The 20951-nt window shown below is 37.1% G+C and carries 17 protein-coding genes and 4 tRNA genes; 20 read left to right on the top strand and 1 reads right to left on the bottom strand.

From position 1 onward, the window contains the following. The first annotated feature begins 10 nt into the window (after positions 1-10). The 8 genes from PFY09_RS09940 to PFY09_RS09905 all read left to right on the top strand — a co-directional run bounded on the left by PFY09_RS09940 (position 11) and on the right by PFY09_RS09905 (position 8660). A tRNA-Tyr gene (locus PFY09_RS09940) sits at positions 11-91 on the top strand. Positions 92-175: 84 nt separating this feature from the next. Continuing rightward, positions 176-248: transfer RNA gene (locus PFY09_RS09935), tRNA-Gly, on the top strand. A 40-nt stretch (positions 249-288) separates the two neighbouring features. Then, positions 289-360 (top strand) — tRNA-Thr (locus PFY09_RS09930). Between the two features lie 276 nt (positions 361-636). Next, entirely contained in the window at positions 637-1317 is a 681-nt protein-coding gene (locus PFY09_RS09925; RefSeq protein ID WP_076390699.1) for a response regulator transcription factor, read from the top strand. A gap of 1 nt (position 1318) precedes the next feature. Continuing rightward, positions 1319-2683, top strand: a complete 1365-nt coding sequence (locus PFY09_RS09920) for an ATP-binding protein (protein WP_271162303.1) — start codon at positions 1319-1321, stop codon at positions 2681-2683. Positions 2684-2930: 247 nt separating this feature from the next. Continuing rightward, entirely contained in the window at positions 2931-4172 is a 1242-nt protein-coding gene (locus tag PFY09_RS09915; protein WP_271162302.1) for a TolC family protein, read from the top strand. 2 nt (positions 4173-4174) lie between these two features. Next, complete coding sequence (locus PFY09_RS09910) at positions 4175-5260, top strand: efflux RND transporter periplasmic adaptor subunit (RefSeq protein ID WP_087709678.1); 1086 nt, start codon at positions 4175-4177, stop codon at positions 5258-5260. Between the two features lie 301 nt (positions 5261-5561). Then, positions 5562-8660, top strand: a complete 3099-nt coding sequence (locus tag PFY09_RS09905; protein ID WP_271162301.1) for an efflux RND transporter permease subunit — start codon at positions 5562-5564, stop codon at positions 8658-8660. Between the two features lie 444 nt (positions 8661-9104). Here the strand turns inward: PFY09_RS09905 and PFY09_RS09900 are convergent, their stop codons facing one another. Next, on the bottom strand, positions 9105-10610 hold the full coding sequence (locus PFY09_RS09900) for a DUF4394 domain-containing protein (RefSeq protein WP_271162300.1): 1506 nt from the start codon (positions 10608-10610) through the stop codon (positions 9105-9107). A gap of 336 nt (positions 10611-10946) precedes the next feature. Between PFY09_RS09900 and tuf the strand changes: the two genes are divergently transcribed. From tuf to PFY09_RS09840, 12 genes are all read left to right on the top strand, one after another. Next, positions 10947-12152 (top strand): elongation factor Tu, encoded by a 1206-nt coding sequence (tuf, locus tag PFY09_RS09895; protein ID WP_076390704.1) that lies wholly within the window; start codon positions 10947-10949, stop codon positions 12150-12152. Positions 12153-12214: 62 nt separating this feature from the next. Then, positions 12215-12285: transfer RNA gene (locus PFY09_RS09890), tRNA-Trp, on the top strand. A 12-nt stretch (positions 12286-12297) separates the two neighbouring features. Continuing rightward, positions 12298-12504: a preprotein translocase subunit SecE gene (secE, locus tag PFY09_RS09885; protein ID WP_076390705.1), complete on the top strand. Its 207-nt coding sequence runs from the start codon at positions 12298-12300 to the stop codon at positions 12502-12504. A 22-nt stretch (positions 12505-12526) separates the two neighbouring features. Then, a complete protein-coding gene (gene nusG / locus PFY09_RS09880; RefSeq protein ID WP_271162299.1) occupies positions 12527-13069 on the top strand; it encodes a transcription termination/antitermination protein NusG in 543 nt (180 codons plus the stop codon). 293 nt (positions 13070-13362) lie between these two features. Then, on the top strand, positions 13363-13599 hold the full coding sequence (locus PFY09_RS09875) for a hypothetical protein (protein WP_271162298.1): 237 nt from the start codon (positions 13363-13365) through the stop codon (positions 13597-13599). A gap of 149 nt (positions 13600-13748) precedes the next feature. Then, positions 13749-14015: a hypothetical protein gene (locus tag PFY09_RS09870; RefSeq protein ID WP_271162297.1), complete on the top strand. Its 267-nt coding sequence runs from the start codon at positions 13749-13751 to the stop codon at positions 14013-14015. A gap of 257 nt (positions 14016-14272) precedes the next feature. Then, positions 14273-14719 (top strand): 50S ribosomal protein L11, encoded by a 447-nt coding sequence (gene rplK / locus PFY09_RS09865; RefSeq protein WP_076390708.1) that lies wholly within the window; start codon positions 14273-14275, stop codon positions 14717-14719. Positions 14720-14730: 11 nt separating this feature from the next. Next, positions 14731-15423, top strand: coding sequence for a 50S ribosomal protein L1 (rplA, locus tag PFY09_RS09860; protein ID WP_271162296.1), 693 nt, complete (start codon positions 14731-14733; stop codon positions 15421-15423). A gap of 17 nt (positions 15424-15440) precedes the next feature. Further along, the gene (rplJ, locus tag PFY09_RS09855; RefSeq protein ID WP_108409026.1) at positions 15441-16028 is read left to right on the top strand and encodes a 50S ribosomal protein L10; all 588 of its coding nucleotides are present in this window, start codon (positions 15441-15443) and stop codon (positions 16026-16028) included. Between the two features lie 45 nt (positions 16029-16073). Further along, positions 16074-16442 (top strand): 50S ribosomal protein L7/L12, encoded by a 369-nt coding sequence (gene rplL / locus PFY09_RS09850; RefSeq protein ID WP_076390710.1) that lies wholly within the window; start codon positions 16074-16076, stop codon positions 16440-16442. Positions 16443-16958: 516 nt separating this feature from the next. Beyond that, complete coding sequence (locus PFY09_RS09845; protein WP_271162295.1) at positions 16959-18152, top strand: hypothetical protein; 1194 nt, start codon at positions 16959-16961, stop codon at positions 18150-18152. Between the two features lie 31 nt (positions 18153-18183). Then, the gene (locus PFY09_RS09840) at positions 18184-20769 is read left to right on the top strand and encodes a T9SS type A sorting domain-containing protein (protein ID WP_271162294.1); all 2586 of its coding nucleotides are present in this window, start codon (positions 18184-18186) and stop codon (positions 20767-20769) included. Positions 20770-20951 lie beyond the last annotated feature (182 nt).

Below are 20951 nucleotides of genomic sequence, written 5' to 3'. Positions count from 1 at the left end.
TAAAATATCTGGGGAGATTCCAGAGTGGCTAAATGGGACTGACTGTAACTCAGTTGCTTCGGCTTCGTAGGTTCGAATCCTGCTCTCCCCACATTTTATATTAGAAAAAAGTTGCATAAATAAAGGATTTTCCTTAAGTTTGCACAGCGTTACCAATAATTTTGGAAACAAAATTGCGGAAGTAGCTCAGTTGGTAGAGCGTCAGCCTTCCAAGCTGAATGTCGCGGGTTCGACCCCCGTCTTCCGCTCAATAAAAATCACGCTTTTTGGTGTGATTTTTTAGTTTAGGCCGACTTAGCTCAGCGGTAGAGTGCTTCCTTGGTAAGGAAGAGGTCACGGGTTCAAGTCCCGTAGTTGGCTCTCATCATATCCCGATTTATTCGGGATATTTTTTTGCCAGAATTTCGTCTGAAATTTTAAAAACTTTCGGGAAAATTAAAAATAGTGACACTTACCTTATAGATTCTGTTAAACACTTGGCATAAAAAGCAATTCGAATTTATTTTATTTTTCAGGATTAAAATTTTCAGAAGCATTCAGTACAAATCTTAAAATTCAATTAAAAGTAATTCCTGCAGTGTGGAATTCCTTTACCATCATCAAAAATTTCGTTACATTCGTATAAAATAATTTTCGATGAACATTCTTTTATTGGAAGACGATTTAATTCTTTCAGCGGAACTTTGCAAATTTCTGGAGTCAAATAACTTTACATGCGACAAGATTTATGATGGGGAAACATTTCTTCGCCAGATCAGGAACAGTTCCTACGATTTATATCTTCTGGACATCAATGTTCCGAAAATTAACGGACTGGACGTTTGTCAGACCATCCGTTCTTTCGATAAAAATACGCCCATCATCATTATTTCGGCTTACGGAGATCTTTCCGATAAAAAAGATGCCTTTACACGTTTGGCGGATGATTATCTGGTAAAACCTTTTCAGTTTGAAGAATTATTATTGCGCATCAATTCTTTGCTGAGAAGAAAAGCGCCTTCTGAGAATATGGATCAGGAAATTATAAGAATCGATGATCTGATAGTAAATAAAACCGAACAGAAAGTCTATCGTGGCGGAAATGAAATCAATCTTACCCTGAAAGAATTTCAGTTGCTGGTTTACCTTGCCGAAGCGCAGGGAAGAACGGTTTCCAAGCAGCAGATCACGGAACACGTTTGGGAACATAATTTTAATACGAACACCAATACCGTGGAAGTCTACATCAATTTTTTACGAAAGAAGATCGATAAAGATTTTAAAGTAAAACTTATCCACACCCGTTCCGGTTTCGGATATTATCTAAGCCCGTTATAGAATGTCTTTAAAAAGAAAGATCGCGCTCAATCTCAGTATTGCCTTTTCATTGCTTTTTGCTATTGTAATGGTAGTTATTTATATGTCTTTTAATGATTTTCGCAGAGAAGAATTCAAAGAAAGATTCAGGCAGAGACTGGAGTTCACTTCCCATTTCATTGCCAAATCTAAAGATTTTGAAGAGGAAGCACCTGTCTTTTTTAATGAAAATTCAGATAACATTCTTTTAAATGAAACCATATTAATTTTTAATGGGCAAAAAGAATTGATCTACAGCACCATTAAAGACCGCAATGTAACCTGGGATAATGAACTTCTGAAAGAACTCGACGAAAAAAAAGTAATCTATTCCGAAAAGACGGTTCCTGAAATTTATGCGGCATTAAGAACCATCAACGGAGAAAACTATTATATTTTAACAAGTGCTTTCGACACCAACGGAAAATCAAAACTGGCGTATCTTAAATATCTTTTAATAACAGCTTATGTGATGAGTGCGCTTCTCATCGGTTTTTTCAGTTATTATTTCATGGGGCAGTTTTTAAAACCTCTGGAAGATCTTAATCAGGAAATTTCTGAAGTTACGGCACATAAATTAACAACACAGATTCCGGTTCGTAATTCTAATGATGAGATTGATGTTCTGGCAAAATCTTTTAACACAATGATTGGGAGGCTGGACGACGTTTTCCAGTCGCAGAAAGATTTTACCGCAAGTGCTTCCCACGAAATACGGACACCCATCACCAGAATGGCTTTTCAGCTTGAAAATTTAATAAAATTCGGAGAACATTCTTCTGAAACTTTATCATCTTTACAGCAGATTCAAAGGGATGTGTATCAGCTTTCGGATCTTACCAATTCACTTTTGCTGCTTACCAAATTCGACAGGGAAAACATCCAGAGTATTTACGAAGAAGTGAGAATTGATGAAGTCATTTTCGAATCCTTTGAAGCGGTTGAAAAAAGCTATCCGAAATTAAAACTGGATTTTCTTATTTCCGAAGATACTTCTGAAGATGCACTTTTAACCATTAAAGGAATTCAGTCTTTACTCGATATTGTTTTCATCAACTTATTTAAAAATGCAGCCATCTATTCCGATGATGTGGAAGTGGATGTACTGATTAAAGAAAATGACGAACATCTGATTGTTGACGTCATTTCCCATGGAAACACCATTCCGAAAGAAGAACAGACAAAACTTTTTGAAGCCTTTAAAAGAGGAAAAAATTCTCAGAATATTTCAGGTTCCGGATTGGGTTTAAGAATCGTTAAACGGATTCTCGAATATCACGGCGCACAAATTATCTATACTTCTCCGGCAGATCTTCTCAATAAGTTCAGTGTGATTTTTGTGAAATAATTTTTTAAATTAATCTAAAAACATTTACGTAGTTCGGCTCTTGCGAACGAAAATATTCCCCAAAATTTTAAATAAATCTTTGCAAACTTAGCGTTTACATGAGTTGAATTAATACTATAATGAACTCATAACTTAATTTAAATGAGAGAATTATGGATTGTTGCTTAACAAATTTAATTTTTTTTTAAGCATTCTTTAAGAGCATTTTAATAGCAGAAAGGCATTTTTGTATCATAAAATCAATAAAATGAACAAATTTGCAGGGCTGTTCATCGTCATTTCCTCATTCATGACGGCACAACAGCAAATGTCGCTTCGGGATTGCGAAGAAGCTTTCCAGAAGAACAATTTACAACTGCTCGCCGAACAGTACAACATCAACATGGCTGATGCAGATATTTTGCAGGCTAAAATCTGGGAACTTCCGCAGCTAAGCGGACAAATCAATGCTTACAACCCCGAAGATAGAAAAGTTTTCGATGCGGGACACGCAAAAGGAGCGCAGGTAACCCAATTAATTTACATGGGAGGCAAAAAAAAGAATGAAATTGCCTTCGCAAAATCCAATAAGGAACTGGCGCAACTTCAGTTTGCCCAGCTTTTGGTAGATCTCAAATCCCAGCTTCGTTCCACTTACTTTGAACTTTACTACGAAAAACTAAAACTCGACAATACCAATAAGCAATTGGGTTACATGAACGATCTTCTGGCTGCCTACAAAATACAGTCTGCCAAAGGAAATGTTTCGCTGAAAGACGAAGTTAGACTGCAAAGCATTGTCATTCAGTTGAATAACGATAAAGTAGGAATCAATAAAAATATTCTTGAATTTGAACAGACTCTGAAACTTCTTACTGGAATCACCGAAGATATAGAACCACAGCTTTCCGATTCTGAAGCGAAAGAAATTCTTGCCGCTCAGCCTTTTGGCGATGAAGCGGAACTTCAGAAAAAAGCACTCGAAAACAATGCCGATTATCAATATAATTTAAAATTAATCGACAACAGTAAATTATATGCGCAATGGCAGAAATCTTTAAACGTTCCCGATCTTAATCTCGGAGCAGGGTGGGACCAGAATGGCGGAACCTTCAAAAATGAAGTCAATCTGATGATCGGAATTCCTCTTCCGCTTTGGAAATCCAATAAAGGAAATGTGGATAAGGCCAATTTTGCCATTCAGCAGAATCAGAAAAATGCAGAATTTCAAAAGCTGAATCTCGAAACAAAAGTACTGTCGGCTTACAAAATATGGAAAACACAATACGATCAGCTCAGCCAGATTAAATCTACCGATCTTAATAATATGGAACTGGTCTACAACGGGATGCTGAATAATTTCAGAAAAGGCAACATCAGTCTTATTGAATTTACAGACTTTATGGACAGTTACCGCGAAACGGCGCTTCAGATTTACGATATGAAAAACGGGATCATGCAGTCTGCAGAACAATTGAATCAACTAGTACAAACGAAAATCTTCTATTAAACATGAAAAATTATATAATTCCGGTAATGATTGCCCTGTCTGTTTTATCTTGCTCCAAAAAAGAGGAAGAAGCAAAACCGCAGGCAAAAAAAGGTTTTGAACTGAGCAACACCATGCTGAATTCAATCGATTTAGCAAAAGTTGAAAAAAAATATATAGAAGACGATTACAATTTCTACGGAAAGATTTCAGCAGACAAAAACAGCTACATCGATGTCTATCCTTTGGTCGGCGGAAATGTTTTAAGCGTTAATGTTGAACTGGGCGATCATGTAACGAAAGGGCAGGTTCTCGCCACCATACGAAGTACAGAATTGGCAGAAGTACAGAAAGATGTGAGCGATGCAAAAACAGATTTGGTTGTTGCCCAGAACAATCTTCGCGTTGCAAAAGAAATGTATGAAGGAAAACTGAATACCGAAAGAGACGTTCTGGAAGCCAAAAGCCAGCTTCAGAAAGCACAGGATCAGTTGCAGCGGGCAAGTGCAGTGAGTACGGTATATAATGTAAAAAAAGGAAATATTTACAGTGTGGTTGCGCCAATCAGCGGATATATTGTTCAGAAAAACATCAATAAGGATATGCAGTTGAGAAGTGACCGAAGTGATAATATTTTTGATGTTGCCAATACCACCAACGTTTGGGCAATCATGAACGTGAATGAATCTGATATTGATAAAATCAGTCTCGGAATGAAAGCCCAGGTTTCCACATTATCGTATCCGGATAAAGTTTTTGACGGAAAAATTGATAAAATTTTCAAAATCATCGATCCACAAACCAATGCGATGCAGGCGAGAGTAGTGCTTGATAACCAAAATGGATTGCTGATTCCGGAAAGCAAAGCAACAATAAAAGTAACAAGTTCTGAGAATAAAACAGCACTTACAGTTCCTTCCAAAGCCGTTATTTTTGATGACAACAGAAGTTTTGTGGTGATCTATAAATCCAGAACCGACGTAAAAGTGAAAGAAATAAAAGTTCTGAAACAGGTAGGAGACATTACCTATGTTTCCGAAGGGTTATCCGAAGGAGAACAGGTAATCACAAACAATCAGTTGTTGATTTATCGCTCTTTGAATAGCTGATTTTATTTAAACCATTAAGATTTTATTAAGAAGTTAAGTCGAATTAAGAAAATATCTGAAGATTTTTTATACATCGGTTTTTAAAATCGTTTACAAGTCGCTTAATAATTCTTAACTCCTTACATATCCTTAATGGTTAAAATCAAAAGATCTTCGCTGAGTGAATAGTTTATGCTGAGCTTGTCGAAGCACCGTTGCAAACTTAAAAAATATATGGTTTGTCAAAAAAGCTTTGCGCTCCTTGCGTTAAAAACAAAAGAAAACAAATTCAACGACTTTTTTAGGTCAAAAAAAATCCATCATGAACAAATTCATTAAAAATATCATTGCTTTTTCGTTAAAAAATAAAGCATTCACCTTTATTTGGGTAGCGATTCTGGCGGTTTCGGGATTCATAAGTTTCAAAAACATGCCCATTGAAGCCTTTCCCGATGTTACCAATACCCAGATTGTCATCATCACCCAATGGAACGGGCGAAGTGCCGAAGAAGTAGAACGTTTCGTTACCACACCCATTGAACTCGCAATGAGTCCGGTTCAGAAGAAAACCAGTGTAAGAAGTACCACAATGTTCGGACTTTCCATTGTTAAGATTCTGTTTGACGATGGAGTAGACGATATTTTTGCCAGAAATCAGGTCAATAATCAGCTTCGGACCGTGAGTCTTCCTGATGAAGTGGATCCCGAAGTTCAGCCGCCTTACGGACCGACCGGGGAAATTTTCAGATATACTTTACAGAGCAAAACCAAAGATTCCAGAGAACTGTTAACCTTACAAAACTGGGTAATCGACCGTGCTTTGAGAGGAGTTCCCGGTGTTGCAGACATCAATGTTTTCGGAGGTCAGGACAAAGTGTTCGAATTAAGCATCGATCCGAGAGCATTAGATAAATACAATTTAACGCCGCTTCAGGTATATGATGCCGTCACAAAAAGTAATTTGAATGTCGGCGGTGATGTTATAGAGAAAAACGGACAGGCTTATGTGGTGCGTGGAATCGGTCTGGTGAAATCTGTTGCCGATATCGGAAATATTACCATCCAGAACGACAGCGGAAACCCTGTGCTTGTTAAAAATGTTGCAGAAGTACACGAAAGCTCGATGCCGAGAGTAGGACAGGCGGGACTTAATCATCAGGAAGATACTGTTGAAGGAATTGTCGTGATGCGGAAAGGAGAAAATCCGCGTGAAGTTTTGATCGGTGTAAAAGCAAAAATTAAAGAACTCAACGAAAAAGTGCTGCCGAAAGATGTAAAAATGGTCACTTTTTACGATCGTGATAATCTGATGGATTTCACCACGCACACCGTAATGCACAACCTTATTGAAGGAATTGTTCTGGTTACTGTGATTGTTTTGATTTTCATGGCAGACTGGAGAACAACGCTTATCGTTTCCATCATCATTCCTTTATCCTTATTATTTGCATTTTTATGTTTAAAACTGGCGGGAATGAGCGCAAATTTACTTTCACTCGGCGCGGTAGATTTCGGAATTATCATCGACGGAGCCGTCGTCATGGTAGAAGGACTTTTTGTGATGCTCGACCATAAAGCCCACAAATACGGTGATGAAAAGTTCAATAAACTGGCAAAAGCAGGCTGGATCAAGCAGACGGGAACAGGTCTTGGAAAAGCAATCTTCTTTTCAAAATTAATCATCATTACTTCCCTGATCCCGATTTTCTCATTCCAGAAAGTGGAAGGAAAAATGTTTTCGCCATTGGCTTTTACGTTAGGTTTTGCTTTAATGGGCGCTTTAATTTTCACTTTAACGCTCGTTCCGGTGCTTTCGCACATCCTTTTAAATAAAAATGTAAAGGAAAAGAATAATCCGTTCGTGAATTTCTGGGACAGAATTGTTTTAAAAGGATTCAATTTTACCTTTAAACATAAAAAACTCAGCTTAATTGTTTCTCTTTCATTTTTAGCCGTGACTTTATTTTCAGGGAAATTTTTAGGAACCGAATTTTTACCTCAGTTAAATGAAGGTTCATTGTGGATTACTGCCGAAATGCCGATGAGTTCATTATTAAAAGAATCTTTAAATACAGCCGATCTTCTCAAGAAAGACATTATGAGTTTTCCGGAAGTTACAGATGTTCTCGCGCAGACGGGAAGAAGTAATGACGGAACCGACCCGAATGGTTTTGGGTTCGTACAGTTTGCCGTGAATCTTAAACCCAAAGAAGAATGGAAACGGAACATCACCTATGAAGAACTGATTGAAGAAATTGATAAAAAATTAAGAAACTATCAGGGAATTACATTCAATTATTCTCAGCCGATTTCAGACAATGTGGCTGAAGCAGTTGCCGGTTTCAAGGCAGAAAACGGAATTAAAATTTACGGAGATAATCTTCAGACTTTGGATATACTTGCCGAAAAAGTTTTAAAGGAGGTAAAGGATATTAAAGGCGTAAAAGATGCCGGAATTATTAAAAATATCGGTCAGCCGGAAGTAAGTGTAGTGCTCGACAGAGATAAAATGGCGGCTTACGGAGTAATGCCCGATGATGCGCAGTCTGTTCTGGAGATGGCTTTCGGAGGTAAAACCGCTTCGGAAATGTTTGATGGCGAAAGGAAATTTCCGATCCGTCTCCGTTATTCGCAGGAGTACAGGAAGGATGAAAATGATATTGCTGCCTTAATGGTTCCTACACAGGACGGTGCTAAAATTCCGTTAAAAGAAATCAGCACGATTGAAAAAGACAACGGAGCTGCATTTATTTACAGAGATGATATTAAAAGATACATCGGGATTAAATTTTCCATCCGCGACCGTGATTTGGGAAGTACGATTGCCGATGCGCAGAAAGCTGTTTCTAAAATTGATCTTTCGGACGGATATTCTGTAGGATGGACCGGTCAGTTTGAAAATCAGCAGAGAGCTTCAAAACGATTGACGCAGGTTGTTCCGATCAGTATTTTAGGAATTTTCTTTCTTTTATTTATTCTTTTCGGAAACATAAAAGATTCTTTACTGGTTTTGGCAAACGTACCTTTTGCTTTAATTGGCGGAATTATCGCATTGCACATTACCGGAATTAATTTTGGAATTTCAGCCGGAGTCGGAATGATTGCCCTTTTGGGAATCTGTATTCAGAACGGAGTCATCCTCATCACAGAATTTCATCAGAATGTTAAAAACGGAATGGATCTGGACAGCTCACTGCTGAATGGGGTGAAATCCAGAACGCGTCCTGTAATTATGACGGCTTTAATGGCGTCCATCGGATTAATGCCTGCTGCTTTATCCACAGGAATCGGATCAGAATCCCAAAAACCTTTGGCAATCGTCATTATCGGAGGATTAATAACGGCAACTGTTTTAACCCTGCTGATTTTCCCGATTATTTTCTGGATTTTCAACCGAACTAAAAAATCTCAACAGATCTGATCATTTCTTTCAATTATATTTTAAACTCATTTTAAATTTAACCGCAAAAAAGACAAAAGACTTTATTGGATTTATTTAAAGTATTTCAAAAGTCTGCAAAGAGAAAAAATCTTTGATCTTTTTTTAACTTATGTGCTCTTTTTTCCATTTAAGAAGTAAACTTAATAACTAAAGTGTTACAATCTTTTGCATCTTTTGCGGTAAAAAAATTTAGACAAGTTTTACTTTAGCCTTTTATTTAACCACAGGTGGCAAAAGATATTTAAATAAGATAACTAAAACTTTAAAGAAAGAGTTTATGTTTTCTTGTCTTCACCTTAATAATAAACTATCAATATATTTTCGAAATCTTTTGCCTTTGCGGCTAATAAACATTCGGTTAAAAAAGAATCGCGGAAAACAAAGTTTTCCGCGATTCTCGCTATTGAAATAATTATTATGAGTTTAGAATCCTAATCCCACAGCAAAACCTCTTACTGTATTTGGAAAATCTGAAACCGCAGTGGCGGCTCCTGTTGAAGTATTAATACTGTATACTTTTGTTGCCGTTCCCACTGTTGCCAGTAAATAAGCTTTTTGGCTCATGCTTCCGATATCAAAACCGTTTGTACTGGTAATATTGATTCCTAAAGAACCTGTTTCTACCAAAGTTCCGTTATTCGGAGGATTTTGTTGATACAATTTGTCTGTATTATGATCGATAACGAACAAAGTCGTTGAAGTAGCTCCTGCAAAATTATTGGTATAAGCAGCCGCTCCGATCATCGGAGTTCCCGGATTCAGCATTCCGTCTGCTGCCGTTATTCCGCCTGTTACAGGATCAAGACGAAGATTTTGTCCCGTGTTGCTCACAACTCTGATCTTATCAACCGTCGGATTAAAATCAAATCCGAAATCTGTTCCGGCAAGTAACGTTGCAAAAGGAGAAGTTCCCACTGCAGTTGCAGCTCCAGTTCCTAAGTTAATAGTATAGAGTCTGCTTGAACTTCCCAAAGCATAAAGCTGTCCGTTTAACGGTCTGAAATCTATTCCTAAAATACTTTCACCACTCTGAAGTCCCGTAATTCCCTTTGAAACCGGCATCGGACTGTTCGGATTGAAAATCTGAAGATTGTTTGAATTATCCACCGCATAAGCAACCGGTTCTGTAGGAATCGCAAGATCAATGATCTGTTGCTGAAGCATTCCTATATTAGTAGCCTTGCCGCTACTCAGATCCAATAAATGCAGATTATTATTTAAAGCTAATAAAGCAACGCTGTTATCATATTTAATATCAAAAGCAGCCTGTCCTGTAAAAGTAGTTCCCAGACTTCCGACTTCTACCAGTGTTCCGTTGTTAGGCGGATCCTGCTTAAATAACTTTCCTGAAGTGATATCAATATCATACAGAACTGTGCTTGAAGCTCCGGATTTGCTGTTCGTATAAGCAACTCCCGCTACAGAAGGAGTTCCGCCTCCGTTAATGTTCATATCGGTTGCCGCAACCGCTCCCGTTTCCGGATGAAGTCTTAAATTCTGTCCCGTGTTGCTCACCAAACGGATTCTATCCACAGTGGGATTAAAATCAATCGAAGCAATCGTTCCTGAAACAGCCGGTGAAAATGCCGATGTACTTACCGCTCTTGCTGAAGCATTGGATGTGTTGATGATGTACAGTTTGCTTGCATTGGATAACGCATAAAGCTCTCCTGTAGCAGGTCTGAAATCGATGCTCATCAGTTTTTCTCCGGAAACAACTCCTGAAACTGCCGTTTTAGAGCTGAACATTTTAGGATTGTTGGCGTTGAAAGCCACAAGCTCATTGTTCGCCGTAAGTCCGTACGCCATAAGATCGGGTCCCTGTACCGGCATATTCATGTCCATCGACATCATATCGTCGGAATCATCGCATGAAAAAAGGATGGTAATGCTAAACAGTACGGTACATAAATGTAATAATTTTCTCATAATATATTATTTTTAATGGTTCGTAATTCTATCTACGATAAAAGATAAATTATGGTTTTGGCGTACTGTAATTTTTTCTGAATATTATTCTTTAGTCAATTTTATTGTATTCATAATTAAAGAGATAGTTTATAATTTGGTCAAAAGGTGTACCGCTGATTTTCTAAATTGAGAAAAATGTGTAAATTTGCAATCTCAATACATTGAAATATAAGGTTTGTACTTCATTGGATTTGAATATTGAAACTTTTTTTAATAAAAAGGTTTTGGTATTTAAAAATTCATTATATTTGCACACCGAAAATTTGAAAAACAATAAATAAATAATTTTAAATCATGGCAAAGGAAACGTTTAATCGTAACAAACCACACTTGAACATTGGTACTATTGGTCACGTTGACCATGGTAAAACTACTCTTACAGCTGCTATTTCTGCTGTATTAGCTAGCAAAGGTCTTGCTGAGAAAAAAGACTTCTCTGCAATTGACTCTGCTCCAGAAGAAAAAGAAAGAGGTATTACTATCAATACAGCTCACATCGAATACGAAACTGAAAAAAGACACTATGCTCACGTTGACTGTCCAGGTCACGCGGATTACGTAAAGAACATGGTAACAGGTGCTGCTCAGATGGACGGAGCTATAGTGGTATGTGCTGCGACTGACGGACCAATGCCTCAAACAAGAGAACACATTCTACTTTGCCGTCAGGTAAACGTACCAAGAATCGTTGTTTTCATGAATAAAGTTGACATGGTAGATGATGCTGAGTTATTAGAGCTTGTTGAAATGGAGCTTAGAGACTTATTATCTACTTATGAATTCGACGGAGATAACTCTCCAGTAATCCAAGGTTCTGCTCTTGGTGCACTTACTGCTGCTACAGAAGGTAATTCTGATGACAAGTGGTTTAAGTCTGTAGAGCAATTGATGGATGCTGTTGACGAGTGGATCGAAGAGCCAACAAGAGATACAGATAAGCCATTCTTGATGCCAATCGAAGACGTATTCTCTATTACAGGTAGAGGTACTGTAGCAACTGGTAGAATCGAGGCTGGTATCATCAACACTGGTGATCCTGTAGATATCGTAGGTATGGGTGATGAAAAATTAACTTCTACAATTACAGGGGTTGAGATGTTCAGAAAAATCCTAGACAGAGGTGAAGCTGGAGATAACGTAGGTCTATTGTTGAGAGGTATTGAAAAAACTGACATCAAGAGAGGTATGGTTATCGCTAAGAAAGACTCTGTGAAGCCACACAAAAAATTCAAAGCATCTGTTTATATCCTTTCTAAAGAAGAAGGTGGACGTCACACTCCATTCCACAACAAATACCGTCCTCAGTTCTACGTAAGAACTACTGACGTTACAGGTGAGATCTTCTTACCAGAAGGTGTAGAAATGGTAATGCCTGGTGATAACTTAGAGATCACTGTAGAGTTGTTACAGCCAATCGCTCTTAACGAGGGTCTTAGATTCGCGATCAGAGAAGGTGGTAGAACAGTTGGTTCAGGTCAGGTAACTGAAATCTTAGACTAATCATCTAACACAATATAAAAGCTTCCGCAGGGAACTTCTTTACGGAAGCTTTTTTTTTAACTACGGGCATCGTCCAATGGTAGGATACCGGTCTCCAAAACCGTTGATCAGGGTTCGAATCCTTGTGCCCGTGCAAATAACAATTATGAGTTCATTTGTCGATTTTTTAAAAGGTTCTTATAACGAATTCAGACATAAAGTTGAATGGCCGAAGTGGTCTGATCTGCAATCTTCTACAATTGTAGTAACTGTTGCAACAGTAATCTTGGCGTTATTTACTTTTGGAGTTGATGAATTGTTTTCTAAAGCAATCAGCAACATCATTGGAATGCTAATCAACTTGTTCAATTAATAATAAAAGTATTTTCCCAATAATGAGCGAATTGAAATGGTATGTGCTGAAAGCGATCAGCGGACAGGAAAATAAAGTGAAAAACTACATTGAGACGGAAATCAAACGTTTAGGGTTTGAGCAGTACGTTACTCAGGTAGTTATTCCTATGGAAAAGGTTATTCAGATCAGAAACGGTAAAAAAGTTCCTAAAGAAAGACCTTACTATCCTGGATACTTAATGATTGAAGCTGATTTGATGGGAGAGATTCCTCACGTTATTAAAAATATTCCGGGAGTTATTTCATTCCTGAGTTTAACAAAAGGAGGAGATCCTGTTCCGATGAGAAAAGCGGAGGTAAACAGAATGCTTGGAAGAATGGATGAGCTTTCCGAATTTGCAAGCGATGTTGAAATTCCTTATGTAGTGGGCGAAAACGTTAAAGTGATAGACGGACCATTCAACGGATTCAACGGAACCGTAGAAAAAATCCTGGAAGATAAAAAGAAAATTGAGGTTTCTGTTTTAATCTTTGGTAGAAAAACTCCAATGGAGCTTAGCTACATGCAGGTAGAAAAAGTATAATATTTACTTAAAAATATAAAAATTAAGACCGCTTCAAGCGGTCTTTTTTCGTTCTACTACCATAAGCTGATTCTGATCAGTAAAATTTAATCTATATCTTTTTTTAGGGATTAATTGTTTTTACAGTATAATTTTAATGTATATTTTTAATATTGAGTATTTTTTAATATAAAAGATTTTGCATTGTGTATTTCATTAATATTTTAATTAAAAATTGAATATTTATTTGATTTTGGTCATTTTTGCTTTGTTTTTTGTTAAATATTGTGTTAACTTTGGTTTAAAACAAATATATGAGAAACATCATTATTTTTTCACTTTGCAGTTTTTTTGCAAATGCACAAGTAGGGGTTAATACAACATCTCCTTCCAGAACCTTAGATGTTAACGGTACCTTAAGAGTAAGAACCCAAACCGATCAGTCTTCAAATAGTTCTTATGATAATGTGATGATTTCCGATGCGAATGGAAACGTAGACTATGTAAAAAAGAATCTTCTTAATCAGCAGATGACACAATTTTCAGCCTAACTACTTTACCCAGTGTTAATGTTGGGGGCAGTGGTGCAGTTAGTCCTGTAAGTATCAGTAACCAATCTGTTACGTTAACTAAACCGGCATTTGTAATCATCAATTATTCTGTACCTGTTACGTTATCAGCTGCTGCTTCAGACGGCAGAATGAAATTATTAAGAACACATCTGAACGTTGATGGAACCAATGTTGTTAGATCTTCCAATGCATATACCAATAGTACATCTACTGGGACTAACCTCACCGGAATTTTTTATAATACCGGAAGTTATATAACTTTACTGGGTGCGGGAACACACAGTATTGAGATTTTGGGTACATGCTTTGACTTTGCAGCAGCGGCTAACTGCGTTCAGGGAGGTAATTTTTCCGGAACTTCTTTTCAGGCGCATGCAATGTATAATGATTATTAATTCAATTAAAGTTAAAATTTTTTACTATAAGGAGTATGGGTTATCCTATACTCCTTATATTTTGCGGTAGAGTTAAATTGTGATGTGAAAAATAATTTATTAAATCTTTCTAAAAATCAACAAATTCCGTTTGCTATTTCAAAAATATTTCATAATTTTGCAGTCCGAAAAGTAGGATTATCTAAGGTGAGAATGGGTAACCTACTGAATAATAATGCTTCCAAACTCATTAATTATTCAAATTTAAAAAACAAACAATGGCTAAAAAAGTCTTTAAAATGGTAAAACTTCAGGTGAAAGGTGGCGCAGCTAACCCTTCTCCACCAGTAGGTCCAGCATTGGGTTCTGCAGGTGTGAACATCATGGAGTTTTGTAAGCAATTTAACGGAAGAACTCAAGATAAGCCAGGACAAGTTTTACCTGTAGTAATTACAGTATACGAAGACAAATCTTTTGAATTCGTTATTAAAACTCCTCCTGCAGCAATCCAGTTAATGGATGCGGCTAAGATCAAGGGTGGTTCCGGAGAACCGAACAGAAACAAAGTAGGTGCTGTAACTTGGGCTCAGGTTCAAAAGATTGCTGAAGATAAAATGGCAGACCTTAACTGCTTTACAATGGATTCAGCTGTTTCTATGGTTGCAGGTACTGCAAGATCTATGGGATTAAGAGTAACAGGAACTAAACCAACTTTTAACGCTTAAAACTTAAAGAAATGGCAAAATTAACTAAGAAGCAAAAAGAAGCTTTAAGCAAAGTAGAAAAAGGAAGAATCTATAACCTTGAAGAAGGTTCAGCTCTTGTAAAAGAAGTAAACACTGCAAAGTTTGATGCTTCTGTAGACATCGCTGTAAGATTAGGGGTAGATCCAAGAAAAGCAAACCAAATGGTAAGAGGTGTTGTATCTCTTCCTCACGGAACTGGTAAAGATGTTAAAGTTTTGGCTTTAGTAACTCCAGATAAAGAAGCAGAGGCTAAAGAAGCGGGTGCTGACTATGTAGGTCTTGATGAATATCTACAAAAAATCAAAGATGGTTGGACTGATGTTGACGTTATCGTAACAATGCTTACTGTAATGGGTAAATTAGGACCATTGGGTAGAGTATTAGGACCAAGAGGTTTAATGCCAAATCCTAAATCAGGTACTGTAACTATGGAAATTGGTAAAGCAGTAACTGAAGTGAAAGCTGGTAAAATTGATTTCAAAGTTGATAAATACGGTATTATCCACGCTGGTATTGGTAAAGTATCTTTCGATGCTGCTAAAATCAAGGAAAATGCTCAGGAATTGATCTCTACTTTGATCAAAATGAAGCCAACTGCTGCGAAAGGTACTTATGTGAAGTCGATCTATCTTTCTTCTACAATGAGTCCTGGTATTGCAATCGATACTAAATCTGTTAACTAATTATAAATCCTAAGACAATGACAAAAGACCAAAAAGTTGTAGCAATACAAGAGATCAAAGATTTGCTTCAGGATGCTAAAGTAGTTTACGTTGCAGATCTACAAGGTTTGAACGCAGGTAAATCTTCTGACTTCAGAAGACAGGCTTTCAAGCAAAATATCAAAGTAAAAGTAGTTAAAAATACACTTTTACAAAAAGCAATGGAGCAAATCGAAGGAGTAGATTACTCCGAGATGTTCCAGTCTTTCAAAGGAAATTCAGCAATTATGATTTCTGAGACTGCAAGTGCTCCTGCAAAATTAATCAGAGATTTCAGAAAGAAAGAAGAGAAGCCGGCGTTAAAGTCTGCTTTCGTTCAGGAAACTTTCTATCTTGGTGACAATAACCTAGAAATGTTGGCTAACATCAAGTCTAGAGAAGAAATGATCGGTGAAATCATCGGATTACTTCAGTCTCCAATCCAGAGAGTTGTTTCTGCTCTTCAAAACAAACCTGAGACAGTAGAAGCTAAAGCTGAAGAAGCTGCACCTGCAGTAGAAGAAGCTCCGGCTGCTGAAACTCCGGAAACTCCAGCTGCTGAAGGAGAAGCTCCAGCTGCTGAATAATTTACACTCAAAAAATAATCAATAATCAACAAAAACATTACAACAATGTCAGATTTAAAAAATTTAGCTGAAACGCTAGTAAACTTAACAGTAAAAGACGTAAACGAATTAGCTGCTATCCTTAAGGATGAGTACGGAATTGAGCCAGCTGCTGCTGCAGTAGTAGTTGCTGCAGGTGGTGCAGGTGAAGCTGCTGAAGAAAAGACTGAATTCGACGTAATTCTTAAGTCTGCAGGTGCTTCTAAATTAGCGATCGTTAAATTAGTAAAAGATTTAACTGGTGCTGGTCTTAAAGAAGCTAAAGACATCGTAGACGGTGCTCCGGCTCCATTGAAGCAAGGTGTGTCTAAAGACGAAGCTGAAGCTCTTAAGAAGCAATTAGAAGAAGCTGGTGCTGAAGTAGAATTGAAATAATTCCAGTTTACTTTAAAAATATCAAGCCTGAACATTTTGTTCAGGCTTTTTTATTGTTTATCTGCTTTGCTTATTATTATTCATAATCAATTATGTGATCAATTTATTTATTTATAAATTTATATTGTTGATTAATTTGTAATTTTAAGATGCTTTAAATAAATATTATTTGTTAAATTGTAATTTTATTTAAATTATTTAACGATAAATAATTTTTTAATTGAAAATGTAGTATATTTGTAATCTCAAAAACACACACAACTTTGGATACAAATTATTTTCTTTTAGGGATTTACGTCCCGATTATGCTTTACGGCATTATACTCATTCGGATTAATAAAAAAGCTAAGTTTTTATCTTTAAGTCCGGCTCCTTTTTACAATTCTAAATTTTTCAGAAAAAAACAAACAATAAATTAGCCAATACATTATTGATTAGCTATTATATTGTCAGGTTCATCTTTGTACCTGAAGATTCATTTCATTTATTCTTAAAAAAAACTACAAATATTCTAAAATGAAAAACAAATTATTCGGATTGTCAGCACTGGCAATTTTTGGATGCATGGTAAACGCGCAGGTAGGCATTAATACTAATCTGGGACAGGCAACTCTGGATGTAGTCGGTTCGCCTTCGGTTTCAAGTAAGCTTGATGGAATTATTGCGCCAAGGCTTACAGGAGATCAGCTTCGTTCGAAAAGTTATACGGCGGCTCAGACAGGTGCTTTGGTCTATGTGACCGCTGCCGATACTGCTCCGGCGTCTCAGACGGTTAATGTGGTTAATGCAGGATATTATTATTTTGATGGATCTGTCTGGATTCAGGTAAATCAGCCACAGCCTTCCGGCTGGAAAATTACCGGAAATTCAGGAACAACAGCTACTGCGGCAAGTTTGGGAACTGCAGTCTCTTCCGGTAACTTTTTAGGAACAACAGATAGTCAGAGCTTAGTTTTAGCAACAAACAATACGGTAAAAGCAATTCTCGATGTTAATGGAAATCTAAGAGGCGGAAATTCTAATGCTTCCTCGCCTTATGCCTCGGTTTCATGGGGATCAAACAATACCTTATCAAACAATACATCATCAAACATCGCTTTAGGAAGAGAAAATACCGTTGCTGCACAGGCTGCTAATTTTCCGGGAGTGGCAATCGGAGCTACGAACAGTGCGTTAAGTGGAGCAAAAATAATAGGAAACAACAATTTTGCAACAGGAGCCAATGCCATTGTTTTGGGAAATAATAACGGAACATCAGGAACTAATGTCAGTGGAATTAATATTGGGAATTCCAATGTGAATTCCGGAGGTTTTGCTTTTGGGACAGGAAATAATGTAACGAGCAATAATTACGCATTTGGAAATGCCAATGTTGCAAGTGGAGCAGTAAGTGCAATTGCCTTCGGGAATAGTGCCAGTGCAACCATAGCCAACCAGACCGTTTATGCAAATACTAGCCATGCTTTTTCCGGACAGGGCTCGATTGGAACCGCAATTACAGACGTCGGAGTGAATATGACTCCAAACGGAACCAATATTCCTGATCTTGAAATCAGTAAAGGAATTTTAATTAAAGCAACCGGTGTTCCTGTAACTTCAGACTGTAATGCAAGTAATGAAGGAACCATTGTTTACGGCAAATCAGGAAATACAGGAAACTTTTACGGATGCAGAATTTCCGCAGGAGTTTATGCATGGCAACAATTTTAAAAAAAATACACAAACTTAAAATCAATTAAAAATGACAAAAAAATTATTTGCGAAAATTACAGCTTTTCTCATGCTGTTTCTGCTGTCTGTGAAGATTTTCGGACAGGGTTACACCCCGATTCGGGGAATGGGAGTGGAAGCAAAACCGCTGAATGCAAACGGAATATGTCTTGCTTGTTACAGCGGAAGCATAAATCCTCTTATTGATGCCAATTTGGATAACAGCGTCAGTATGGGAAGTTTTACCACTTTGGTAAGCGGAAACGGAGTTTCTGTTAAAAATACAAATACAACCTATCCTGCAGGATACATTACAGGTTTTAATGTAGATTTGGGAACCAGCGTTTTTACGGCAAGTCTTTTAAGCAATTTGAGAATCAGTACCTATAAAGCAGGAGTTCTTCAGGAATCTTCAAATAATACTACTTTATTGTCTGTTCCGGCATTCGGAGGAACAAAAACAAGAATTTTCCTTCATTTTAAAACTACTAAAAATTTTGATGAAGTAAGACTGTATCAGGTTAATGCTCTTTCTCTATTCAGTGCCCTGAATATTTATTATGCATTTGCTTTTGATCCGACTAAAGTTCCTGTAGATAATAATGGAATCTGTGATGATATTATTGCAGGAAACGGTGTAGACGGAAATGTTTCCGGAAGCAGCAGCTTTTTAGCACCGCTTTCTTATGTAAATGACAGAGCAAAGATTGGCGACGGAGATAAAAGTTCTTACGGCTCCATCGTTTTACCGGCTGGTTTGTTAGGTTCATACTCTGTAGGGGTTTTAGATAAAAACCAGGTTTATCCAGCAGGAAATAAAGCAGGGTTCGTTATTGAACCGGATGATCAGGGTAAATTGCTAAGCGCTGAATTCTTGAAAAATATAACAATTGAGACCTATTTATTCGGGCAGTTGCAGGATTCTAAAAACTTATTTGATGGAGGCGGACTGATTAATATCAAAGTATTAAGATTCGGTTCCAATAAACAGAAAATTTCCCTCAATACAACCAAGCCTTTTAATGAAGTAAGACTAAAAATCACTCAGACTGTAGGAGTGAATTTCGGAGCTTTAAAAGTGTTTTATGCCTTTGAAGAGCCTCAAGGCTGCGATTGTAATGAATATATCCAGACTTCAGGAACTTCAAGACTGGGAGAAATTGTACAGGGAGCTTCATGGACGGGCGCTTCGGGAACAATCTTAGGATTAACCAATATTACCAACACAGGAAACGTAGTAGATAACAACACCAATAACTTTGCAACGGTAAATTTATCTCCGATCAATTTACTAATTCCCACAGTTAGGTTAACGGTTAAAAGCAATACAGGAGAATATCCTGCCGGAACTTTCGGAGGTTTTACCTTAACGAAAAGTGCCAATTTATTCACGATAAATGCATTAGATTATATCACCATTACTTTCTATAAAGGGACAACAGTAACAGAATCCAGAACTTCGGGTGGATTATTCAGTGGACAGTTTATTACTTCGGCTTCCAATCAGTTTTATGTTGGTTTTACGGCAACAAAAGCGTTTGACAGGATGAAAATTGAGATCAATCCGGGAATAGGAATCACTCTGGCGCAGCAATACTACATTTATAATGCATTTGTTCAGCTTGATGATGATCAGGATGGTGTTCCGAACTGTAACGATAAATGTTCGAACGGAAACGACAGTATTGATAACAACGGAAACGGTATTCCAGATTGTGCAGAAGGATGTTCTGTGGTAAATGATAAATCTTCTGCTATAGACAGCGATGGAGATGGTGTTGCAGATGCTTGCGATAATGATTCTGACAATGACGGTATTCCTGATGCATGGGAAGATCTTAACGCAAACGGAAAATTTGAAGATGATGACGTAGACGGAAACAAACTGGTAATTGCTGAACTGGGAGACGGAATTTCTAGTTACCTTGATCTTGATTCTGATAACGACGGTATTTTAGATTTATTTGAATCTGGAATTCCAACTTCGGTGATTGATCAGATCGATGCAGATCACAACGGAATTATCGACAGCGGTGTTGCAGCAGGAAATAACGGAATTGCAGATATTCTGGAAACATCTCCGGATTCAGGAATCATGAAATATCCTTTAAAAAATACAGATGGAGACGATAAGCCGGATTTTGTAGATCTTAAATCCAATAATGTAGACTTCGATCTTTATACCATCGGAAAAGATAATCTGGATGATCTTGGAGAAGGATTTATTTCGAGAATAAATGATGCGGATGCAGATGGAATTCAGGCGGTTGTGGATACGGATCTTGTTGCGAAAGGTTCGCCTAATTCTCCTCTTTCACCATATTCTTCTTTCGCTAAAAACAGTGGTATAACAGCTAAAGCTTCGGCAGGAGAAGTAAAAACGGTTGCCAATGATGTAAAAGTATATCCTAATCCTGTAAAGGAGGGTGAAAATTTAAATGTGAAGTCAGATGAAGAAGGTACATACACATTGTTTTCAGCTCAGGGACAATTAATCAGCTCAGGTAAATTTTCAGGAAATGCCGAAATCGGTACTTCTTCTTTACCTGCGGGAATGTATATCATAAAAGTAGAAACAAAAACAACTGTAAAATCATACAAAGTTATTGTGAGGTAATTTCAATAAATAAATCGTTTCTGCACATAAGTCATTCGCAAGAATGACTTATGTTTTTAAATATTTGAAAATAAATGTTTTATTGATATTTTTTAACTAACTTTATATAATAAGTATTGCAGTTAAAAACATCAGATTATTTTCGGTTTCTATCAGTAAATATAGATTATAACAGTATTTTT

This window comes from Chryseobacterium gambrini (assembly GCF_027920505.1).
In the GTDB taxonomy this organism is placed as follows: domain Bacteria; phylum Bacteroidota; class Bacteroidia; order Flavobacteriales; family Weeksellaceae; genus Chryseobacterium; species Chryseobacterium gambrini.
Note: the sequence above shows the minus strand (reverse complement) of the source record. Positions and strands in the feature narration are given on the sequence as shown.